General features: G+C 67.1%; 4 protein-coding genes. 1 reads left to right on the top strand and 3 read right to left on the bottom strand.

Features of this window, described 5'->3' with window-relative positions; genetic code table 11:
* Together AC1VAN_RS17930 and glmU are read right to left on the bottom strand one after the other, a co-directional pair.
* Positions 1 to 321, bottom strand: a 321-nt coding sequence (locus AC1VAN_RS17930) for a GNAT family N-acetyltransferase (protein WP_480986349.1), incomplete at its 3' end; no start/stop codon positions are given.
* Positions 290 to 1,657, bottom strand: coding sequence for a bifunctional UDP-N-acetylglucosamine diphosphorylase/glucosamine-1-phosphate N-acetyltransferase GlmU (gene glmU, locus AC1VAN_RS17925; RefSeq protein WP_223486704.1), 1,368 nt, complete (start codon positions 1,655 to 1,657; stop codon positions 290 to 292). The genes glmU and AC1VAN_RS17930, both read right to left, overlap by 32 nt.
* A 79-nt stretch (positions 1,658 to 1,736) precedes the next feature.
* On the opposite strand from glmU, the gene AC1VAN_RS17920 reads away from it, so the two are divergent.
* Positions 1,737 to 2,120, top strand: coding sequence for a GtrA family protein (locus AC1VAN_RS17920; protein ID WP_424843708.1), 384 nt, complete (start codon positions 1,737 to 1,739; stop codon positions 2,118 to 2,120).
* Between the two features lie 77 nt (positions 2,121 to 2,197).
* Here the strand turns inward: AC1VAN_RS17920 and AC1VAN_RS17915 are convergent, their stop codons facing one another.
* Positions 2,198 to 2,620 (bottom strand): F0F1 ATP synthase subunit epsilon, encoded by a 423-nt coding sequence (locus AC1VAN_RS17915; protein WP_025877355.1) that lies wholly within the window; start codon positions 2,618 to 2,620, stop codon positions 2,198 to 2,200.
* Positions 2,621 to 2,639 lie beyond the last annotated feature (19 nt).

Genomic DNA, 2,639 nt, shown 5'->3' with positions numbered 1-2,639 from the left:
CTGCAGCAACGCCCGTCCGTAGCCACGGCGAGCATGATTGGGATCCACATCCATCTGCAGCACATGGAAATCGCCGTCGAGCGTACCGCCCAGCAGATAGCCGGCGATGCCGCCATCGGCGCCTTCGATGATCCACAACAGGCCACGCCGCAGTCCGGCCTGCAACGTGGGAAGGTCCAGTCCATGGCCGGCGAACACCGGGTACGCCTCGTGCCCGCGCAGCAGTTCACCCGCACGCTGTTCGATGCGGGGCAGCGCACTCAGTTCATCGACGCGCGGTGGCCTCGGCTCAGCTTTTCTTGATGGGGCGCTGCCAGCCATCGATGGTTTCCTGGCGCGCACGGGCTACGGTCAGCTTGCCGTCCGGCGCAGTGCGGGTGATGACCGAACCGGCAGCAATCGTCGCGCCTTCACCGATCAGCACCGGCGCCACCAGCGAACTGTTGGAGCCGATGAAAGCGTTGTCGCCGATGGTGGTGGTCGACTTGTTCACGCCGTCGTAGTTGCAGGTGATGGTGCCCGCGCCGATGTTGACCTTGCTGCCGATCACCGCGTCGCCCAGATAGGTGAGGTGGTTGGCCTTGCTGCCCACTCCCAGGGTGACCTTCTTGGTTTCCACGAAGTTGCCCACGTGCACGCCATCAGCCAGCACCGTGCCCGGGCGCAGGCGCGCGAACGGGCCGATCTGCGCCGCCCCCTCGCTGATCACGCCTTCCACATCGCAGTGCGCACGCACTTCGGTGCCCGCGCCGAGAGTGACGTCCTTCAGCCGGGTGAACGGGCCGATGGTCACGCCATCGCCGAGCACCACCTTGCCTTCAAGGATCACATCGACATCGATCATCACGTCGCTGCCGACGATCACCTCACCCCGGATATCCACCCGCGCCGGATCGCGCACGCGCGCGCCCTGGATGCACAGCGCGCGCACCGCGCGCCGTTGCCAGGCCCGTTCCAGCTGCGAGAGCTGCCACGGATCGTTCGCGCCTTCGGCGTCCTGCGCATCGGCCACCAGGGCCATCTCCGCCGGAGTGAACTCGCGGGCGGCAAAGGCGAATACATCGGTCAGGTAGTACTCGCCCTGCGCGTTGCTGTTGGACAGCTGCGACAGCCAGCGGCGCAGCGCCGTCGATTCGGCAGTGATGATGCCGGTGTTGATGATGCGCACCCGGCGCTGTTCGTCATCGGCGTCCTTCTGCTCGACGATCGCCCCGACCTTGCCTTCGGCGTCGCGCAGCACGCGACCATAGCCGGTGGGATCCTCGACATCGGCCACCAGCACGGCCAGCCGGCCCGGCTGGGCCAGCAGGTCGCGCAGGGTCTGCGCACGGATCAACGGCACATCGCCGTACAGCACCAGCACCTGGGCGGCGTCGGGCACCTCCGGCATGGCCTGGGCAACGGCGTGACCGGTACCCAGCTGCTGCGCTTGTTCCGCCCACAACAGGTCCGGCTGGTCAGCGAAGTAGCTCCGCACCTGATCCCCGCCGTGGCCGTACACCACGTGGATGGCGGCCGGCTGCAGTTCCCGCGCCGTGGCGATCACATGCGCCAGCATCGGCTGGCCGGCAATCGGCTGCAGCACCTTGGGCAGCACCGACTTCATGCGCTTGCCGGCGCCAGCGGCGAGGATGATCACGTGCAGGGGTTGGGTCATGCGGGCGGTCCACGATTCGATGGCGGTGATTCTAGAACGGAGGCCGTTAACATGGAGCCCCCACCATGACCCCGGCACCATGAGCCTGCTCCGCCAAGGCCGTTCCTATCTCGTCATCGGCCTGCTGCAGTTACTGCTGGACTGGGCGGTGTTCGTGCTGGCGACGGCGGCCGGCATGCCGGCTGCGCCCGGCAATGTCTGCGGACGCGTGGCGGGCATGCTGCTGGGTTTCTGGCTCAATGGACGCATCACCTTCGCCGACGCCAACGGGCAGCGCCTGGGCTGGCGCCGCTTCGCACGATTCCTGCCGCTGTGGCTGCTGCTGACCGCGGCCAGCACGCTGCTGGTGGCCGCCGCCGACCATGCGCTGGGCCTGCGGTACGCCTGGCTGGCAAAGCCGCTGGTGGAAGCGGGCCTGGCGGTGGTGTCTTTCCTGCTGCTGCGCCATGTCGTGTACCGGTAACGGCGTTTCCGCTGCGTTGTCGACACATACAAAAACGCCGGCACTGGGCCGGCGTTCCTGCTTGATGGCGCTGGACCTCAGTGCTTGAGGGTCTTGCGCAGGCGCTCAAGCGCCTGCAGCTGGACAACGGCCTCTGCCAGCTTCTGCTGGGCTTCGGCCACTTCCATCGCTTCGCCGCGGTTGGCCAGGATGCGTTCGGCTTCTTCCTTGGCCTTGCGGACCGAGGCTTCGTCGATGTCCTGTGCGCGGATCGCGGTGTCGGCCAGCACGGTCACCACCTGCGGCTGCACTTCCAGGATGCCGCCGGAGATGGCGAAATCCAGCTGCTCGCCGCTCGGCGTGGTCACTACCACCTTGCCCGGCTTCAGGCGGGTGATCAGCGGTGCGTGCTTGGGCGCGATGCCCAGTTCGCCCAGCTCACCGGTGGCCACGACCAGGGTCGCTTCGCCACGGAAGATTTCCTGCTCGGCGCTGACGATGTCGCAACGGATGGTGCTCATGTAACTCTCTTCGCTAGGG

It is taken from the genome of Stenotrophomonas sp. 05L44_2, from assembly GCF_056665995.1.
Note: the sequence above shows the minus strand (reverse complement) of the source record. Positions and strands in the feature narration are given on the sequence as shown.

Bases quoted from the DNA above. Each gene is read 5' to 3' on its own strand.
- glmU (WP_223486704.1), bottom strand. From the start codon at position 1,657: ATGACCCAACCCCTGCACGTGATCATCCTCGCCGCTGGCGCCGGCAAG.
- AC1VAN_RS17920 (WP_424843708.1), top strand. From the start codon at position 1,737: ATGAGCCTGCTCCGCCAAGGCCGTTCCTATCTCGTCATCGGCCTGCTG.
- AC1VAN_RS17915 (WP_025877355.1), bottom strand. From the start codon at position 2,620: ATGAGCACCATCCGTTGCGACATCGTCAGCGCCGAGCAGGAAATCTTC.